13 protein-coding genes are annotated in these 16,914 nt (G+C 63.1%); 6 read left to right on the top strand and 7 right to left on the bottom strand.

The window, feature by feature from the left end:
• Both NKI72_RS10750 and NKI72_RS10745 read left to right on the top strand, forming a co-directional pair.
• A partial coding sequence (locus tag NKI72_RS10750) for a bifunctional [glutamine synthetase] adenylyltransferase/[glutamine synthetase]-adenylyl-L-tyrosine phosphorylase (protein WP_352850133.1) occupies window positions 1-1,895 on the top strand: 1,895 nt, incomplete at its 5' end.
• Between the two features lie 145 nt (window positions 1,896-2,040).
• Entirely contained in the window at window positions 2,041-2,520 is a 480-nt protein-coding gene (locus NKI72_RS10745; protein WP_352850131.1) for an EF-hand domain-containing protein, read from the top strand.
• Between the two features lie 51 nt (window positions 2,521-2,571).
• Here the strand turns inward: NKI72_RS10745 and NKI72_RS10740 are convergent, their stop codons facing one another.
• Window positions 2,572-4,899, bottom strand: a complete 2,328-nt coding sequence (locus NKI72_RS10740) for a PAS domain-containing sensor histidine kinase (protein WP_352833172.1) — start codon at window positions 4,897-4,899, stop codon at window positions 2,572-2,574.
• A gap of 189 nt (window positions 4,900-5,088) precedes the next feature.
• Window positions 5,089-7,734 (bottom strand): aminopeptidase N, encoded by a 2,646-nt coding sequence (gene pepN / locus NKI72_RS10735; RefSeq protein ID WP_352850129.1) that lies wholly within the window; start codon window positions 7,732-7,734, stop codon window positions 5,089-5,091.
• Between the two features lie 154 nt (window positions 7,735-7,888).
• Between pepN and NKI72_RS10730 the strand changes: the two genes are divergently transcribed.
• Entirely contained in the window at window positions 7,889-8,113 is a 225-nt protein-coding gene (locus NKI72_RS10730) for a hypothetical protein (RefSeq protein WP_352616908.1), read from the top strand.
• 20 nt (window positions 8,114-8,133) lie between these two features.
• The gene (locus tag NKI72_RS10725; protein ID WP_352616906.1) at window positions 8,134-9,087 is read left to right on the top strand and encodes a DMT family transporter; all 954 of its coding nucleotides are present in this window, start codon (window positions 8,134-8,136) and stop codon (window positions 9,085-9,087) included.
• Here the strand turns inward: NKI72_RS10725 and NKI72_RS10720 are convergent, their stop codons facing one another.
• From NKI72_RS10720 to NKI72_RS10710, 3 genes are all read right to left on the bottom strand, one after another.
• Window positions 9,088-9,903, bottom strand: coding sequence for a helix-turn-helix domain-containing protein (locus NKI72_RS10720; RefSeq protein ID WP_352850128.1), 816 nt, complete (start codon window positions 9,901-9,903; stop codon window positions 9,088-9,090). It lies immediately after the preceding gene.
• A 105-nt stretch (window positions 9,904-10,008) separates the two neighbouring features.
• Window positions 10,009-10,890 carry a uracil-DNA glycosylase gene (locus NKI72_RS10715; protein WP_352501793.1) on the bottom strand — a complete coding sequence of 294 codons (882 nt, stop codon included), beginning with the start codon at window positions 10,888-10,890 and terminating at the stop codon, window positions 10,009-10,011.
• A 37-nt stretch (window positions 10,891-10,927) separates the two neighbouring features.
• Window positions 10,928-11,494 carry a hypothetical protein gene (locus NKI72_RS10710; protein ID WP_036238743.1) on the bottom strand — a complete coding sequence of 189 codons (567 nt, stop codon included), beginning with the start codon at window positions 11,492-11,494 and terminating at the stop codon, window positions 10,928-10,930.
• A 316-nt stretch (window positions 11,495-11,810) separates the two neighbouring features.
• Here NKI72_RS10710 and NKI72_RS10705 point away from each other — a divergent pair, with 316 nt between their 5' ends.
• Together NKI72_RS10705 and NKI72_RS10700 are read left to right on the top strand one after the other, a co-directional pair.
• Complete coding sequence (locus NKI72_RS10705) at window positions 11,811-13,490, top strand: electron transfer flavoprotein-ubiquinone oxidoreductase (RefSeq protein WP_352471023.1); 1,680 nt, start codon at window positions 11,811-11,813, stop codon at window positions 13,488-13,490.
• A gap of 111 nt (window positions 13,491-13,601) precedes the next feature.
• A complete protein-coding gene (locus NKI72_RS10700; protein WP_352850127.1) occupies window positions 13,602-14,198 on the top strand; it encodes a DUF922 domain-containing protein in 597 nt (198 codons plus the stop codon).
• A 30-nt stretch (window positions 14,199-14,228) separates the two neighbouring features.
• Here NKI72_RS10700 and NKI72_RS10695 read toward each other — a convergent pair whose 3' ends face one another.
• Complete coding sequence (locus tag NKI72_RS10695; RefSeq protein ID WP_352616882.1) at window positions 14,229-15,266, bottom strand: endonuclease/exonuclease/phosphatase family protein; 1,038 nt, start codon at window positions 15,264-15,266, stop codon at window positions 14,229-14,231.
• A gap of 80 nt (window positions 15,267-15,346) precedes the next feature.
• Window positions 15,347-16,849 (bottom strand): AMP nucleosidase, encoded by a 1,503-nt coding sequence (locus tag NKI72_RS10690; RefSeq protein ID WP_352540756.1) that lies wholly within the window; start codon window positions 16,847-16,849, stop codon window positions 15,347-15,349.
• Between the last annotated feature and the right edge of the window lie 65 nt (window positions 16,850-16,914).

The following is a 16,914-nucleotide window of genomic DNA, read 5'->3' as shown; positions in this document are numbered from 1 at the left end:
TTTTTAACCCCCCAGCGGCCCCCCCCCACCTGTTATTGCCGGGGGGCCTTTCCCCCCACCGGCGCGCCCGCGAGACGGTGCCGAGGCTGGGCGAGCTCGCCGCGCGCGGCTGGATCACCGCCGACGCGCGCGATGCGCTCACCAGGCAATACTGGTTCCTGCGCCGCGTCGAACATGCCATCCAGATGGTTGCCGACCAGCAGACGCATATCCTGCCGGAGGACGAAGAGGGGCTGGAGCGCGTCGCCCGCATGCTGGGCTTTGCCGATGCGGCAGGCTTTGCCGAAACGTTCCGCGCGGCGCTGCACCAGGTCGAGCGCCACTATGCAGCGCTGTTCGAAACCGCGCCGGAGCTTTCGGCCGGCATCGGCAATCTGGTCTTTACCGGCGACGTCGACGATCCCGATACCTTGCAGACCTTGCAGCGGCTCGGCTTCCAGCGGCCGAGCGACATCTGCCGGGTTATCCGCGGCTGGCACTTCGGCCGCTACCGCGTCACCAGGTCGGCGGAAGCGCGCGAGCGGCTGACCGAACTGACGCCGGCGCTGCTGCAAGCCTTCGGCCAGACGCGGCGGGCGGACGAGGCAGTGATCCGCTTCGACGAATTCCTTGCCGGCCTGCCTGCCGGCATCCAGCTGTTTTCGCTGCTGCAGTCGAATCCGGCTTTGCTGAAGCTGATGGCGACTATCATGGGCGCGGCACCGCGGCTGGCCGCCATCATCACGCGCCGGCCGCATGTCTTCGATGGGCTGCTCGATCCGGCGCTGCTGAGCGAACTGCCAAACCGCGCCTATCTGTCGGCGCGCCTTGCCGCCTTCCTCGAAGGCGACAGAGCCTATGAAGACGTGCTCGACCGGCTGCGCATCTTTGCTTCGGAGCAAAAATTCCTGATCGGCGTCAGGCTGCTTGCCGGGTCGATCGACCCGTCGCGCGCCGGCCGCGCTTTTTCCGATCTCGCCGACCTGACCATCGAGGCGGCATTGCAGGCGGTGATGGCGGAATTCGCTTTGCGTCATGGCTATATTGCCGGCGGCCGGGTCGCGCTGCTCGGCATGGGCAAGCTCGGCAGCCGCGAACTGACGGCGGGCTCCGACGTCGACCTCATCCTGCTCTACGATCACGACGCCGATGCGGAGGAGTCCGACGGCGACAAGTCGCTTGCCCCGTCGCATTACTACAGCCGGCTGACACAGCGGCTGATCGCCGCCGTTTCCGCGCCGACCGCCGAGGGCGTGCTCTATGAGCTCGACCTTCGCCTGCGGCCGTCCGGCAACAAGGGGCCGGTGGCTACCCATGTCGACGCCTTCAAGAAATATCAGCGCCAGGACGCCTGGACATGGGAGCACATGGCGCTGGCGCGCGCCCGCACGATCGGCGGCGATGCCGAGCTCTGCCGCGAGATCGAAGGGGACGTTGCCGCAGTGCTCGCTCTGCCGCGCGATCCAGCCAAGGTGATGGCCGAGGCATCCGAGATGCGCGCCATGGTCGACAAGGAGAAGCCGCCGCGCGATCCCTGGGACATCAAGCTGATCCCGGGCGGCCTCATCGATCTCGAATTCATTGCCCAGGTTGCGCTGATCACCGGAAAGATCGAGGCAGGCCGCAGGGCCACCGGCACGGCTGAGGTCCTGTCGCGCCTGGCGCCGGATTTCGCCGACGCCCAGGTCAGGCAGGAACTGGTGGATGCCTATTCGCTCTATCTGGCGCTGACCCAGATGATACGGCTTTGCCTCACCGGCGCGTTTGAACGCGATGACGTTCCCCCAGGGCTTTCCGATCTGCTTCTTGCGGTCACCGACCTGCCGGATTTCGGGGTGCTTGAAGCGCACCTCAAGGAGACGTCGCAGAAGGTCAGAAAGGATTTCGACCTTCTGCTTCGTGCGAAACAACCGTGACGGCAACCAGCCGTACGGGCGAGAGCATCGGGCCCAAAATTGCGACCTGCTTTGGGAGGTTCCGATGTTCAATCAAAGAGATAGAGCGGGGGATTGAAGGTCCGCCGCTCTAGCATCGGGGGTGACGATGCAACAGGAGAAGACCATGAGAAAGACAACCAGACTTGCACTCGTTTTCGCAGCCCTGGCCGGCGCCGTCGGCACCGCTGCCTATGCAGACGAGCACTCCGTGGCCGGGCCGCGCGACGGCATGATGATGCGCCTCGGCAAGGTCATGAAGGACAATGACGGCACCATCACCTTCGACCAGTTCTCCGACGCCATGAACGCGCGGCTGAAGAAGATGGTCGCCGATAATGGCGGCAAGCTGACCGTGGCACAGCTCACCGACGCGCTGGAGAAAGCACGCTTCGAGCAGATGGCCAGGCGCATCATCGCCCGTTACGACACCAAGGGCGACGGCACGCTGACCGCCGACGACATCACCAGCCGCCAGAAGAAGGTCTTCGCCGTGCTCGACCGTGACAATGACGGCAAGATCGAGAAGAACGAACTGCCGAAGGGTCCCGGCGGTCACCGCCAATGGGACGGCGAGGGCAATGACGGCGCTGACGGAATGCAGTGAGAATTGACAACCGCTCCGGCGGCGCGAGCCGCCGGAGACTTATTTTGTCATTCAGGCAGCCGCCCTGACCGCCTGCGCGGCTTTCTTGATCGGGATGCGTACCGAGACGATCGTGCCGACGCTTTCGGTCGAGCGGATCTTCAACGCGCCACCCTGAAGCTCGGCCAGCGAGCGCGAGATGGCGAGGCCGAGGCCGGAGCCGGCATGGCTCTTGGAGAACTGGTTTTGCACCTGTTCGAATGGCCGCCCGAGCTTGCTCAGCGCCGCCTTCGGGATGCCGCAGCCATTGTCCTCGATCGTCAGGATCAGCGCGCTGGAAATGCTGCGGGCTCTGACCGAGATGTGGCCGCCTTGCCCGGTGAACTTCACCGCATTGGACAGAAGGTTGATGAGGATCTGCTTGATCGCCCTGCGGTCGGCGAACAGCGTCAGCGAATCGGCGATGCGGGTTTCGACGGTGATCGACTTTTCGGCCGCCTGCAGAGAAACGACGCGAACCGTCTCCCTGATGAGCGGGCAGAGATCGATTTCTTCCTGATCCAGGGCGAACTGGCCGGCCTCGATCTTCGACATGTCGAGGATGTCATTGATCACACCGAGAAGATATTTGCCGCTGCCGTTGATGTCGGTGGCATACTCTTCGTAGCGCGGCGAGCCCAGCGGCCCGAACAGCCGCCGCTCCATCAGTTCCGAGAAGCCGATGATCGCGTTGAGCGGGGTGCGCAACTCGTGCGACATGTTGGCCAGGAATTCGGATTTGGCCCGGTTTGCCGCTTCGGCGCGCTCGGTTTCCTTCATGTATTTGCGATTGAGTTCGACGAGCTCGCGCGCCCGTTCTTCTTCCGCGCGGCGGGCAAGGCTGAGGTCATGGATTGTCGCCATCAGCCGGCGCTCGCTGTCGACCAGCTTCTCCTGGTGCAGCTTGATCTGGGTGATGTCGGAGCCGACAGAGACGGTACCGCCGTCCCTTGTCCGCAACTCGTTCACCTGCAGCCAGCGGCCGTCGGCAAGCTGGCGCTCGAAGGTAACGCCTCCCTGCGGTCCGTTGGTGTTGGCAAGCCGCCGCTCCGAGGCGAAGGCCAGCATGCGTTCCTCCAGAACGGCGCGCGGAGCGCCCGGCATCACGTCGCGATCCAACAGGCCGTTGTCCTGCTGGTATTTGGAATTGCACATGATCAGGCGCTCGGACGAATCCCACAGCACGAAAGATTCGTTGATGTTTTCGATGGCCGTCCTCAGGCGCAGGTCCGCCGCTTCGGAGCGCAGCGCCAGATGCCGCTGCTCGGTGACGTCGACGGCGATGCCGATCAGCTGGATCTCCGGCGCTTCCGGGTCGATAACGTGTGCTCTTGCGCGCATCCAAACCCATTGCCCGTCGGCATGGCGCATCCGGAACACCTGGTCGATATGGTCGATCTCGCGTGCGACGATCCTGTTGGCGAGTTCGAACAAATCGCCGTCCTCGGGATGAATGATTTCATCGACTTCGCCGAACGACAGCATCGTGTCACAAGGCTCGTAGCCCAGCATGTCGTACATCGAGCGCGACCAGTACATCTTGCCGCGCACCATGTCCCAATCCCACAGGCCGCAGCGGCCGCGCACCAGCGCCATGTCGATGCGCTGGTGGGCTTCGAGATAGATGCGATCGGCGGCCTGGGCGCGCGCCGCCTGGCCGAAATAGGCGTAGAGGATGATGATCAGCACACCGGCCGTCAGCACGAACAGCGTGACGTTGAGTGAGACCGTCTTGCGCCAGGCGTCAAAAACTGCCTCCCGCGGCACGAACGCTGCCGCGGCACCCTTTCGGCCGTTCGCCAGGCTCACTGCCGCGTACCAGTCCTGTCCGCCGATGCTGACCTCCATCACCCCGGCGCGGTCGCCGAACATGAACAGCGGCTGCCCGCCCTGTACGACGCCATCGAGCGACCGGCCCTCCCAGTGCATCGACTGCGGCGATACGGCAATGATCTTGAAGGCGCTATCGGTGATCGCCAGTACGTGGCTTCGGCCCATCGCGCCCTGACGACCGGTGCTCTCTAGCAGGTCCTGGATCGCGCCGGGCGTGGAACCCATGGTCGCATCGGCAGCGATCGAACTGGCCAGTTGGCCGGCGGCCAGCGCAAGGATCGCCTTGGCGTCGCGCTCGATCTCGTCGCGCTCGTTCATCAGTGACAGAAAGCGCAGTACTGCGATGATCAACAGAAACATGATAATGAGGGCCGGTATCGATCGCCGCAACAGCGGCTCGGCTGCGAGCAGCCGTCGGTAGGCAGGTTCGGCGATGAGCCGCGTATTGCCCGCGAGACCGTCGCTTCGCGCCTCGCGCCGCCCAAAAGCCGTCCCACCGGGCGCGCCCCACGCGTCCGCCTTCGCCATAAATGGCACTCCCCGATTTTCTGTCCCGCTTGACGATCCGGCAACGCCGCACTTCCGAATCGTCACTAAAGAATCAAAGGTGATTCGCCTTGTCCAGAGGCGCGGCGAAAAAAGATTAAAAATCGACTAAAATAATGGGGTTTTCGGGTGGTCTTCCCTTTTTCCCACAAGGGGAGAACGGGAGGTCGCTTACGCCAGGGTGCGCTCGACGATGTCTCGCAAATCGGCCGACAGCTTCTCGGTATTGGCGATCGAAAGCAACGCCTCCCTTGCCTTGGCCTGCCGCACCGGTTCAAGCGAGCGCCACGACCTGAGCGCCGTCGCCAGCCTGGCGGCCACCTGCGGGTTGCGTTTTTCGACCTGCAGCACCGTTTCGACGAAAAGCCGGTAGCCTTGGCCGTCGGCGCGATGGAAGCCGGTCTGGTTGGCGCGGGAAAACGTGCCGATGAGTGCCCGTACCCGGTTCGGGTTGGCCATCGAGAACGCAGGGTGGCCTGTCAAGGCGCGCACCGCGTCGACGGTTTGCGGGCCGGGCACGCTGGCCTGGATCTGGAACCATTTGTCCATGACCAGCGGATCGGTTGCATATTTCGCCTCGAAATCCGCCAGCGCCTTGGTCGCCTCCGGTGAGCCATGGTGACGGTGCGCAAGCACGGTCAACGCCGCGGCCCGGTCGGTCATGTTGGTCGCCGATTGGAAGCGCCCGGCAGCGAGTTCCGCACCTCCCGGCAGCAAGCACAGATAGTCCAGCAGGACATTGCGCAGCGCCCGCCGCCCGGCACTGGCCGCATCCGGGCTGAACGGACCAGTGTCGGCGAGCCGATCGTAAAGTTTGGAGAATATCTCGCTGTTGGTCTCGGCGATCGCAACCGCCAGCGCCTCGCGCGCCGCGAAAATGGCGTCGGGGTCAATGTTCTTGCCGATGTCGCGGGCGATATCGGCCTCGCCGGGCAGCGCCAGCGCCAGTGCCCGATAGGCGGGTTCGAGCGCTTCGTCGCCGCCTATTTTGCCGGCAAGCCCGGTCAGCCGGGCGCTGAACTCGGGTTGCTTGTGGTCCAGGATCTGGCGGAAGGCTGCAATCAGCGCATCGGTCAAAAGCGTGTTGAACGACTGCCAGCGCGAGAAGGCGTCGCTGTCGTGGCCAGCCAGAAAAAACTGGTCGTCGGGCCGCTGCTCGACCGAAAGCGTCACCGGCGCCGAAAAGCCGCGGTTGAGCGACATGGCTGGACGCTCGGCAATCCCGGAAAACCTGACGACATGGCGGCGTTTGCGGATATGGATGACACCGTCCTCGACGTTCGCCCCTTCGGCGCCGCTGTGGGCTATCGCCTCGCCACCGGCGCCAACCAGGCCAAAGGCAAGCGGAATGTGCATCAGCCGCTTGCGGCTTTCCGACGGCGTTGGCGGCACCGACTGCTCGATTTCGAGCGTGAATTCCCGCGCTGCCGGATTATACGCCGAACTGACGGTCAGGTTCGGCGTACCGGCCTGATGATACCACAGCGAAAACTGCGACAGGTCGCGACCCGAGACGTCTTCGAACACTTTGATGAAGTCTTCGATCGTCGCCGCCTGGCCGTCGTGACGTTCGAAGTAGAGGTCCATGCCGGCGCGGAACGTCTCGGCGCCGAGGATGGTATGGATCATGCGCACGACTTCCGAGCCTTTTTCGTAGACCGTCGCCGTGTAGAAATTGTTGATCTCGCGGTAGCGGCGAGGCCGGACCGGATGCGCCAGCGGCCCTTGGTCCTCGGGAAACTGATGGGCGCGCAGCGTACGAACCTCGGCGATGCGCTTGACGGCGCGCGAGCGCTGATCGGCGGAGAATTCGTGGTCGCGGAAAACCGTCAGGCCTTCCTTCAGGCAAAGCTGGAACCAGTCGCGGCAAGTGATTCTGTTACCTGTCCAATTGTGGAAATACTCATGGGCAATGATGGCCTCGATATTGGCGAAATCGGCGTCGGTCGCGGTTTCCTGGTCGGCCAGCACATATTTGTCGTTGAAGATGTTGAGACCCTTGTTCTCCATTGCGCCCATATTGAAGTCGGACACGGCGACGATGTTGAAGACATCGAGGTCGTATTCGCGGCCGAATGCCTCCTCGTCCCATTTCATCGACCGTTTCAAAGCGTCCATGGCGTAGCCGGCGAGCCTCTCCTTGCCCGGTTCGACATAGATTCCGAGCTCGACCCTGCGGCCAGACAGGGTGACAAAACTGTCCGAGATCTTGCCGAGGTCGCCCGCCACCAGCGCAAACAAATAGGACGGCTTGGGGAAGGGGTCGTGCCAGACCGCATAGTGCCAGCCGCCGGCAAGCTCGCCGCTGCCGGCCGGGTTGCCGTTGGACAAAAGCAGCGGCGCCTCATTGCGCTCAGCTTCGATACGCACCGTATAGACCGACAGGATGTCGGGACGGTCGAGGAAATAAGTGATGCGGCGAAAGCCTTCGGCCTCGCATTGCGTGCAATAGACGTCGCTCGAGCGATAGAGGCCCATCAGCGCTTCGTTCTGCGCCGGCGCCAACACGGTTTCAATTCTCAGCTGGAAGCGCCTTGTCGCAGGGGGGCTGATGATTGTCAGTTGATCGGGCGTGACGAGAAAATCCGCAGGGCTCGGCTCCTGGCCGTCGATGGCGATGCCGCGGAGCGTCAGCCCGTCGCCATCCAGCACCAGTGGCACCGACGCCGCAATCCCGTCGCGGCGTTCGACCGTCAGCACGGCGGTCACATGCGTTGCTTCAGGCGAAAGGCGGAAAGTCAGGCTGGTTTCCGGAATGAGATAATCACTGGGGCGATAGTCTTCGAGCTTGAAGACCTGGCCGGTATCTGTGCGCATTCCTTGATTTTTCCTGTCGATCCGGGTGCGGCGGGCGGGTCCGCTGGTCCAAATAATTTGAAGTCTGCGCTCTTTACACGAAACGCTCCCTCGACAAAACTGCAGCGACGTCTATTTCAGGCGATCATTTCCCAAGCATCATCGCGAGGCTTCCATGACCGTCGTCACGCCGAAATTCGGAACGAGCGCCTCTGTGTTGCGTCGCGAGGATGTGGCCTTCATCAAGGGCGCGCGGGAGGCGGGTACGATCGGGTCGACGCCTGCCGCGCTCAATGCGGTGACCGACGCGCACTACCGCACCTACGGCATCAGGCATATCGACATGCCGGCAACGCCGGCGTGCATCTGGGCGGCGATCGAGGAAGCAAGAGGGGCGTGACAGCCAGACCGGATTTGCCAGTGCTTGCAGTTGGCGACCTTGCCGGCGAGCACAGCACGCTGACCGGAATCTTGCTCAAGATCGTATCGGTGGCGGTCTTCGTCGGCATGTCGTCCTGCATCAAGGCGGCAGGCACCGTCCCGGCGGGCCAGATCGTCTTCTTCCGCTCCTTCTTTGCCATTTTTCCGATCATCGCCTTCCTCGCCTTCCAGGGAAAACTCGGAACCGCCTTTTCGACAAAGCGCCCGCTCAACCACATTGCGCGCGGCGTCGTCGGTGTCTGTGCCATGGGGCTCGGCTTCTTCGCGCTGACGCGGCTGCCGCTGCCGGAGGCGATCACACTGAACTACGCGCAGCCGCTGCTGGTCGTGGTGTTCAGTTCGATCTTCCTCGGCGAAGCCATCCGCATCTATCGCTGGAGTGCGGTTGCCGTCGGCCTGGTCGGGGTGCTGATCATCTCGTGGCCGGAACTGACGCTGCTCAGTTCGGGCGCTGCCCTTGGCGATCAGGAGGTGCTTGGCGTCATCGCCGCCCTGATAGCCGCGGCGATCTCGGCCATCGCCATGCTCCTGGTTCGCAACCTCGTCCAGAGCGAGCGGACGGCGACCATCGTGCTGTGGTTTTCGGTAACCGCGAGCGTCATGGCGCTGCTTTCGCTGCCATTCGGCTGGCAGGCGCTGACGCCAGCACAGGCGGGGCTTCTGATTGCCGCGGGTTTTTGCGGCGGGCTTGGCCAGATTCTGATGACCTCGGCCTATCGCCATGCCGAGGCTTCCGTCGTAGCACCTTTCGAATACACTTCGATGATCCTCGGCGTCGTCGTCGGCTATCTGGTCTTTGGCGATATCGCCACGATCAACATGCTGGTCGGCGGCATGATCGTGGTTGCGGCGGGGATTTTCATCATCTGGCGCGAGCGCCAGCTGGGTCTCGAACGCACCCGCACCCGCAAGGCCGTCGCGCCGGAAGGGTGATCAGCCCGCTGCGTCGGTCCGCTCTTTCGCCAGCCGCATCAGCACCGCCCGCGTCTGCTCGTCGGCGGGGAAAAAAGATTCGATCGCCAGCTCCGCCAGCGTCACGTCGAGCGGCGTGCCGAACACGGTGATGGTGCTGATGAACGACAGCACCGCGTCGCCATGGGCAAGCTTGAGCGGATGGACAATCGCGTTCGGTTCGACCGGCGCCGGCCGGCTGCTTTTAAGGCCGGACGGATAGGCCCGAAGCTCGCGCTCGAGCTCGACCAGAACCGGATCGGCGGCAGCGTCGTTCTGCCGCTTCAGCCGCTCCAGAAGATGCGTCCGCCATTCCGCAAGGTTGACGATGCGCGGCGCGATGCCGCCGGGATGCAGGCTGAGGCGCAAAACGTTGACCGGCGGCTCCAGCAGGGAGGCGTCGGCGACATTGGCGAGGAACGGGCCGATGGCGGCGTTCGCCGACACCAGGTTCCAATGCCGGTCGACGGCAAGCGCCGGGAACGGCTCGTGCGCCTTGAGCACGGTCTCGACCGCCGCCATCGCCGGTGCCATCGAGGCATCGTCAAGTGGTCGTTCGCTGAAGCTCGGGGCAAAGCCGGCGGCCAGCAGCAGCTGGTTGCGCTGCCTGAGCGGGATCGAAAGCTGCTCCGCCAGATGCAGCACCATGTCACGCGAGGGTGCGGCGCGGCCGCTTTCAACGAAACTCAGATGCCGCTGCGAGATCTCGGCCTCCATGGCGAGGTCGAGCTGGCTCATGCGCCGGCGTGTACGCCATTCGCGAATGAGACTGCCGGCGGAAATCTGGGCTGCTGTCATAACGAGATGACTAGGCCGGCAGTGGGCGCATTTCAATTACCTGCGAGATCATGATGCCGCCCTTCCTTCCTCGCAAGGGGAGGACGGAAGACGCGTTCTGCACCGTTACCCAAGTGCCCGCAACTTCGCCTTCACTTCGAGGAAATCCCGCCACGCCAGCTTCTTGTGCGCAGGCGTTCTCAACAAATAGGCCGGATGCAGGGTCGGCATGGCGGGAATGGCGACGCCAGACGGGGTCGTGTGGACGCGCCAGTTGCCGCGCAGCCGCAATATGCCTTCGGAGGTGTTGAGCAGGGTCTTTGCCGACGGGCCGCCGAGATTGACCAGCACCTTCGGATTGACCAGTTCGATCTGCCGCTCGATGAACGGCCGGCAGATCTCGGTCTCGTGCGGCGTCGGCGTGCGGTTGCCCGGCGGCCGCCAGGGAATCACGTTGGCGATGTAGGCAGATGTCCGGTCAAGACCGATCGCGGCCAGCATGCGGTCGAGCAGCCGGCCCGAGCGGCCGACGAACGGCAAGCCCTCTATGTCCTCGTCGCGGCCCGGCGCTTCGCCGACCAGCATCACCGCGGCAGTCGGATTGCCGTCGGCGAACACCAGGTTCTTGGCGGTGAATTTAAGATTGCAGCCGTCGAATGCCGCCATGTGCTGGCGAAGCTCGTCGAGGTTTGCCGCCGATCTCGCCAGTTGCCGCGCCAATGCCGCCTGCGCCTCGTCGGGCACCGTTGACATGGCCGGGGACGTTCGCACTGCCGGTGCCGTATTCGGTCTCTCGCCCATTTCGCCGCGCGACACGCTCGTCGAGCGATGAGGCGATGCATTTTCACCGGCCGGCAGAGCGGCCGCCGCAGGCACCCGCTCCGGCGGCCTGGCTTCTGCAAACCTGTTTACCGGCTGTTCTTCAAGTGCCTCGTCGACGCCGGCGCTGGCGTAGAAGGCCAGCAGCTCGGCGAGATCGGCTCGGCTAGTGTGGGGGGCGGCAGTCATGGTTTCACATTCGGCCGCGGAGCTTGAATTTGCAAGTTCAGCTCGACGGTATGCGCGGATCCTGCACCAGATAGAACGTCCAGCGCGGCGTGTAGTCGGTGATCAGGAAATAGAAGCTGGCGGTCTTCAGCGGGTCGATCTTGCCGTTCTTGAACAGCAGGCGGTCATACGGTTCGAAATTGCGGTCGAAATCGGCGTAGCTGCTCGACCAGATATTTTCGGGCGTTTTGTTGCGCTGGTCGAACGACAGGCCGTCGCCGAACACGCTCGGCTGGTCGAGGATCTCCTGGAGTTCGAACTGGAACTCGACCCAGGCTTGGCCGCTATTGTTGAGCACGTCGATGCGCATATACATCAGACCATTGGCGAAGTCTCCCGCCTTGCCGAACGGCTGGATCGGCCTTGTCGTGCGAATGGCCAGCGTTACCGGCGTCGCTGAATTCAGCTCTTCGGTGATGACCAGCGGATCCTCTTTCGTGCCGATGCCGGAAGCCCCGGTGATGCGGAAACCGCCGCGCTCGTCGGAAAAGGAATAGGCGCCGGTCGCCCAGACCAGTTGCTGCTCGGCACGGGCATCGAGGGCCGTCAGTGGCAGAAGCGCCAAGAGCGCCGCACGGCAAAACCGGCCGGGCGTGAAAAAAAGCGCGTCGATGAAAAGCCAGCCGGCCCGAATATGCGCATGGCGGGAAGTATGGCCGATAAGCAAGCCGTCGAACAATTAAAAACATCAGTGCGACATATCTGTGCAAACGGAATAGGATTGAAGATTGATGCTCGTCACCGCGAATCTGTGCGGCAGGACGCGACTTTTTGATGAAATCGGTATTGTCACGTCCGCGCCGGTTTCCCGTCGCTATTTGATGCGCTATGCAGCGCGTGAGCCAGCAAGATGCCGGGAATAGCGAGCCAGTGAGGGATCGATGAGCGATATCGAACGCGAAAGCATGGAATTCGACGTGGTCATCGTCGGCGCCGGCCCGGCCGGCCTCGCCGCCGCGATCCGTCTCAAGCAGGTCAATCCCGAGCTTTCCGTCGTCGTGCTGGAAAAGGGCGGCGAAGTCGGCGCGCACATCCTGTCCGGCGCCGTCGTCGATCCGATCGGCATCGACCGGCTGCTGCCCGGCTGGCGCGAAGAGGAGGGTCATCCCTTCAGGACACCGGTCACCGACGACCATTTCCTGGTTCTCGGCCCCGCCGGTTCGTTCCGTCTGCCCAATATCCTGATGCCGCCGCTGATGAACAATCACGGCAATTATATCGTCTCGCTCGGCAATGTCTGCCGCTGGCTGGCGACCAAGGCCGAGGCGCTGGGCGTCGAGATCTATCCGGGCTTTGCCGCGGTCGGCCTGCTCTACAACGAGGCCGGTGCGGTCACCGGCGTCGTCACCGGCGACATGGGCGTCGAGAAGGACGGCACGCACGGTCCGGGCTTTGCGCCGGGCATGGCGCTGATGGGCAAATATGTCTTGATCGGCGAGGGCGCGCGCGGCTCGCTGGCCAAGCAACTGATCGCCAAATACCACCTTTCCGACGGTCGTGAGCCCGGAAAATACGGCATCGGCCTCAAGGAACTCTGGCAGATCAAACCGGAAAACCACCGGCCGGGCCTTGTCCAGCATTCCTTCGGCTGGCCGCTCGATTTGAAGACCGGCGGCGGCTCCTTCCTCTACCATCTCGAGGACAACCAGGTGGCAGTCGGCTTCGTCGTTCACCTGAACTACAAGAATCCCTATCTGTCGCCCTTTGACGAGTTTCAGCGCTTCAAGACCCATCCGGCGATCCGCGGCACCTTCGAGGGTGCCAAGCGGCTGGGCTATGGTGCCCGCGCCATCACCGAAGGCGGCTGGCAATCGGTGCCGAAACTGTCCTTCCCTGGCGGTGCGCTGATCGGCTGCGCAGCCGGCTTCGTCAACGTGCCGCGCATCAAGGGCTCGCACAATGCCGTGCTCTCCGGAATGCTGGCGGCCGAGCATGTCTGTGATGCGATAGCCGCCGGCCGCACCAATGACGAGCTGGCCTCCTACGAGGCCGCCTGGCGCGCCACCGATATCGGCAAGGACCTGAAGAAAGTGCGCAACGTCAAGCCGCTATGGTCGCGCTTCGGCACCATTGTCGGCGTCGGCCTTGGCGGCCTCGACATGTGGCTGAACACGCTGTTCGGCTTCTCGCCCTTCGGCACGATGAAGCACGGCAGGGCCGACTATGCGACGCTGGAACCGGCCGCCGCGCACCAGAAGATCGCCTACCCGAAGCCGGACGGGGTGCTGACCTTCGACCGGCTGTCGTCGGTATTCCTGTCCAACACCAACCACGAGGAGAACGAGCCGGTGCATCTGCTCGTCGCCGACATGGACCTGCAGAAGCGCTCTGAGCATGACGTCTATGCGGGACCCTCGACGCGTTACTGCCCGGCCAGCGTCTACGAATGGGTCGACAAGGATGGCAATGCCGCCGCCGATCCTGCGGCCAAGGATGTGCGCTTCGTCATCAACGCGCAGAACTGCGTGCACTGCAAGACTTGCGATATCAAGGACCCGAACCAGAACATAAATTGGGTGCCGCCACAGGGCGGCGAGGGCCCGGTCTACCAGAACATGTAAGTCACAAGGTTTGCTCCGGACTAAACAAGATGAGGAGCAGCGCAACCGTAGGATTGTTGAATAAACCGCCTGCCTGTGTTTCCTTTCTGCGGCGACAGGGAGGAAGGAAAAATGCGCCTGGCAGTTCTGACGAGCGTTGTGGCGATCGGGGCATTGTGCGCCCCTGCAGCCTTGGCCGGCACTAAGGTGCTGGTCAAGACACGAACTTACAACATTGCCGGAACCACCGGCGCGGCCCTGATCGAGGCCATGGATCGCAGTGGGCCGAAGCACGGCTTCATGACCCACGCCATCGCGCAGACCGGCTACAGCGTCGATGATTGGACCTTCGACGCCCAACGGGAAAACGGCGTCTGCCGCCTGCGCCAGGCCAACGGGACGCTCAATCTCTTCTATACCTATCCCAAACTAGTCTCAGCCACGTCGCCTGCGCTGCAGAAGCGCTGGAAGCGGTTCTTCGCTGGCGTTCGCGCCCATGAAGAGACCCATGGCCGCATCGCCAGACAGATGATGCGGGCCACCGAAAAGTCGGTTCGAGGGCTGACAGTCGGTGATGACCCGCACTGTTTCGAGGCACGTCGCGAGGCAAAGCGCCGGATCAATTCCATCTATGCCGAATACGAGGCAAAGCAGATCGCCTTCGATGCGCACGAGCATCGCGACGGCGGCCCTGTCGAGCACCTCATCCGCGCTTTTGTGGGCCAGTAATAAGCCAGGTCGAGATTGGACTGCGGATTTTCAGCTTCGCGTCCCGCCAGGCAGCGCCGCAAGCGCGGTCGCCGTCTGGTGCTCGTCGAGCGGCTTTTGTTCATCCGACCGAAGCGAAAACTCCACCAGCACCGGCAGATGGTCTGAGCCGGTGTCCTCAAGGGTCGACGCCGAATGGATAACAATGGCGCCCTTGCTGAAGACCTGGTCGATCGGCAGTCCGGCGAAGCGCAGGAAATCCGGCAGCCTTCTGTAGAGCCAGGTCGGCCCGACCGACGGCATTACAGTCAGCTTGCCAAGCGATGCGACGCGCCGGACGGCGGCGCTCCATGGCGCTGCGTTGCAGTCGCCTGCCAGGATCGACGTCTCGCCAAGCGAGGCGATTTCGTCAGACAACCCTCCAATCTGCCGTGATTGGTTGTGCGGCCATGGCCAGGTGAGGTGGATGGCGGCGACATCGACGTCGGTTCCGCCGAAATCGACCGTGGCGATCGCCATCGCGCCGCGGCTGTCGCAGTGCGGCTCCGTGCCTATGCCAAACGGTCGTCTGGACAGCAGCGCAACGCCGAACACGCCATTGGGATATGGGCAGAGGATCCGGTAGGGATAGCCGCCGGATAGCAGCCCAAGCTTTGCCTTCCACGTTTCGGACACCTCGTCGAGGGTGATAACATCGGGCTGGGTCCGGCCGATCAGCGACAGCACCTTCTCAGGCGTTGGATTGTTGAACCTGAGGTTCATCTGCAGCAGGCGGTAGACTGGCTCGTCACCGAGTTTGGCTTCGTAGGCGGCCTGCACCTGCCATAGCCGCGAAAGCGGCAAGGCATTCTGCGTGGTGGCAAAGGAGGCTATCGCAAACAGCAATGCGACCGCGGCCTGCAGGCGAAACGAGGTGGCGAGCAGCGGCAGCGCGCAAAGCGCCATCAGCACCGAAAAATGGACGCGGAAATGAGCAAAGGAATCGAGGGCCGGATGCAGCGATCCGAAGAACCCGGCCACCAGCGCGGCCGAGAGTGCAAGCATTGCGACGAATGCCAGCGCAACCGTCATGTCCCGAACACGTGCCATCGCTTTGTCTATCGGCAGAAGTGCGGCTCAATCAAGATGACGAAATGTCCTGACCTGGACCGACACATGCGATTCGGCATTTACTGGAAGGCAGTTTCCGAAAAGCTCCTGAGTTTGCGCGAATGCAGTCGGTCCATCGGCATTTCAGCCAGCTTCTCCATCGCCCTGATGCCGATGGTCAGGTGCTGCGCTACTTGCCGCTTGTAGAACTCGGTCGCCATGCCCGGCAACTTCAATTCGCCATGCAGCGGCTTGTCGGATACGCAAAGCAGCGTGCCATAGGGCACCCGGAAGCGGAAGCCGTTGGCGGCGATCGTCGCCGATTCCATGTCGAGCGCGATCGCCCGCGACTGCGACAGCCGCTGGACCGGCCCGCGCTGGTCGCGCAGCTCCCAATTGCGGTTGTCGATAGTGGCGACGGTGCCAGTGCGCATGATGCGCTTGAGATCATATCCGGAAAGCCCGGTGACCTCGGCGACCGCTTCCTGCAGAGCCACCTGGATTTCGGCTAGCGGCGGGATCGGCACCCAGACCGGAAGATCGTCGTCGAGGACATGGTCTTCTCGTACATAGGCATGGGCCAGCACATAATCCCCGAGCGCCTGCGTGTTGCGCAGGCCGGCGCAATGGCCGAGCATCACCCAGGCATGCGGCCGGAGCACCGCAATATGGTCGGTGATCGTCTTGGCGTTGGAAGGCCCAACGCCGATATTGACCATGGTGATGCCGCCATGATTCGGCTTCTTCAGATGATAGGCCGGCATCTGCGGCAGGCGAGGCGGCGCAGCACCCTCACCGGGCGCGCCGTCCCCTGCTTTGGTCACGATGTTGCCCGGCTCGACGAACTCGACATATCCATCACCGCCATTGGCCATCAATTCGCGTGCACGGGCGACGAATTCGTCGATGTAGAATTGGTAGTTGGTGAACAGCACGAAGTTCTGGAAATGCTGGGGACTGGTCGCCGTATAATGCGACATCCGGTGCAGCGAATAGTCGATGCGTTGCGCGGTGAACGGCGCCAGCGGCCGTGCCTCGCCCAATGCCACTTCGAACGTGCCGTTGGCGATCTGGTCGTCGGTGCCGTCGAGATCCGGCACGTCGAACAGGTCACGGATCGGCCGTTTGATGCGCTCGGCAGCAGTCCCGTCGACATGCGTGCCTTCGAGGAAGGCGAAATGCAGCGGGATGGGAGTGGTCGATTCCGAAACCGTGACGGGAACGCCGTGGTTGCGCATGATCAGCCGAAGCTGTTCGGTGAGGTAGCTTTCGAAAAGAGCAGGCTGGGTGACGGTGGTTGAGAAATGCCCCGGCGTCGGCATGTGGCCATAGGCCTGCCGCGAGTCGATTTGCGTGAAGGAACTCGTGGTGACGCCGATCTCCGGATAGAAAGCCCGGTAGCGTTTGTTGTTGTCGCCGCCCGCGGCGAGCGCGGTAAATGAATCGCGCAGGAACTTGGTGTTGCGGTCGTAAAGCACCTGTAGGGCGGCGACCGCCTTCTTGGCGTCGTTGAAGCTCTGCCGGCCAAACGGCTCCGGCGTGACCACCGATTCAATGGCTTGGGGATAGATTCGCTTTTCCATGACCCAATATAGAGAGTTGGACGCGCGGTTGGGAGGGGGTAAGGCGGCCTCAATACGCGCTGTCG

The sequence above is a fragment of the Mesorhizobium sp. M0437 genome, assembly GCF_040321335.1.
GTDB lineage: Bacteria > Pseudomonadota > Alphaproteobacteria > Rhizobiales > Rhizobiaceae > Mesorhizobium.
Note: the sequence above shows the minus strand (reverse complement) of the source record. Positions and strands in the feature narration are given on the sequence as shown.

Excerpts from the sequence above, each read along its gene's own strand:
- NKI72_RS10745 (WP_352850131.1), top strand. The coding sequence starts at position 2,041 with ATGAGAAAGACAACCAGACTTGCACTCGTTTTCGCAGCCCTGGCCGGC.
- NKI72_RS10740 (WP_352833172.1), bottom strand. The coding sequence starts at position 4,899 with ATGGCGAAGGCGGACGCGTGGGGCGCGCCCGGTGGGACGGCTTTTGGG.
- pepN (WP_352850129.1), bottom strand. The coding sequence starts at position 7,734 with ATGCGCACAGATACCGGCCAGGTCTTCAAGCTCGAAGACTATCGCCCC.
- NKI72_RS10730 (WP_352616908.1), top strand. The coding sequence starts at position 7,889 with ATGACCGTCGTCACGCCGAAATTCGGAACGAGCGCCTCTGTGTTGCGT.
- NKI72_RS10720 (WP_352850128.1), bottom strand. The coding sequence starts at position 9,903 with ATGACAGCAGCCCAGATTTCCGCCGGCAGTCTCATTCGCGAATGGCGT.
- NKI72_RS10715 (WP_352501793.1), bottom strand. The coding sequence starts at position 10,890 with ATGACTGCCGCCCCCCACACTAGCCGAGCCGATCTCGCCGAGCTGCTG.
- NKI72_RS10705 (WP_352471023.1), top strand. The coding sequence starts at position 11,811 with ATGAGCGATATCGAACGCGAAAGCATGGAATTCGACGTGGTCATCGTC.
- NKI72_RS10700 (WP_352850127.1), top strand. The coding sequence starts at position 13,602 with ATGCGCCTGGCAGTTCTGACGAGCGTTGTGGCGATCGGGGCATTGTGC.
- NKI72_RS10695 (WP_352616882.1), bottom strand. The coding sequence starts at position 15,266 with ATGGCACGTGTTCGGGACATGACGGTTGCGCTGGCATTCGTCGCAATG.
- NKI72_RS10690 (WP_352540756.1), bottom strand. The coding sequence starts at position 16,849 with ATGGAAAAGCGAATCTATCCCCAAGCCATTGAATCGGTGGTCACGCCG.